The organism is Mesorhizobium neociceri (assembly GCF_013520985.1).
Classification (GTDB): Bacteria; Pseudomonadota; Alphaproteobacteria; order Rhizobiales; family Rhizobiaceae; genus Mesorhizobium; species Mesorhizobium neociceri.
Genome location: NZ_JACDTY010000054.1, coordinates 1 through 1,152, shown reverse-complemented (window position 1 = coordinate 1,152; position 1,152 = coordinate 1). Strand labels below are relative to the sequence as shown.

Sequence of the window (1,152 nt, the reverse complement as noted above, 5' to 3'; positions counted from 1 at the left end):
CTAGTGGTTTCCGTTTAACATAAGAGTCCGGCTTGGGATTCCCTTTCGCGAGTGCGCATGCGAGTTTGGCGCATGCGCACAGGAATATTCCTCACCGTTTCGCCGATTGATCGCCAACGCCTGAGCGCGCTGATCAGGGATCGCAATGCGCCGCAGAAGCATGTTTGGCGCGCCGAGATCATTCTGTTTAGCGGCGACGGTGTGGGCACCGTCGAGATCATGCGGCAAACTGGCAAATCCAAGACCTGCGTATGGCGCTGGCAGGAGCGCTTCGCCACGGAAGGCTTCGAAGGACTGTTGCGCGACAAGACGCGGCCCTCGCGCATTCCGCCTCTCGGGCCTGAAGTGGCCGTGGGTGTGGTGGCGCTGACATTGCAGGACCCGCCTGGCGAGACGACGCACTGGACCGCCGACATGATGGCAGCCGCGGCCAGCATCAGCCCGAGTGCGGTGCGTCGCATCTGGAAGGCGCACGGGCTGCAGCCCAACCGATGGCGCCAGTTCAAGCTCTCCAACGATCCGCAGTTCGTCGACAAACTGCGCGACGTCGTCGGCCTCTATGTTGATCCGCCTGCTCACGCCATCGTGCTGTCGGTCGACGAGAAGAGCCAGATCCAGGCGCTCGATCGTACCCAACCTGGCCTGCCCATGAAGAAGGGTAGGCTCGGCACCATGACCCACGACTACAAGCGCAATGGCACGACCACACTGTTTGCGGCTCTCAACGTGCTCGACGGCACCGTTATCGGCAAGAACATGCAGCGGCATCGGCATCAGGAATTCATCCGCTTTCTCAACGCCATCGACGCCGAGGTGCCGACCGGCAAGGCCGTCCACGTCGTCCTCGACAACTACGCCGCTCACAAGCACCCCAAGGTGCGTGCCTGGCTCGGCCGCCATCAGCGCTTCACCTTCCACTTCACACCGACATCATGCTCGTGGCTCAACGCCGTCGAGGGCTTCTTCGCAAAACTGTCGAAGCGCCGCCTCAAACGAGGCGTTTTCCACTCCGTCGTAGACCTCCAGGCGGCAATCAATCGCTTCCTCCAAGAGCACAACCAGCAACCCAAACCCTTCTCCTGGACCGCCGACCCCGACAAAATCATCGCAGCCGTCAAACGCGGGCACCAAGTGTTAGAATCCATCCACTAG

General features: G+C 61.3%; 1 protein-coding gene. It reads left to right on the top strand.

The genetic code is table 11. From position 1 onward, the window contains the following. Positions 1-72: 72 nt before the first annotated feature. The gene (locus H0241_RS35265; protein ID WP_181062291.1) at positions 73-1,152 is read left to right on the top strand and encodes an IS630 family transposase; all 1,080 of its coding nucleotides are present in this window, start codon (positions 73-75) and stop codon (positions 1,150-1,152) included.

Coding starts and splice junctions, on each gene's coding strand:
- H0241_RS35265 (WP_181062291.1), top strand. CDS start 73: ATGCGCACAGGAATATTCCTCACCGTTTCGCCGATTGATCGCCAACGC.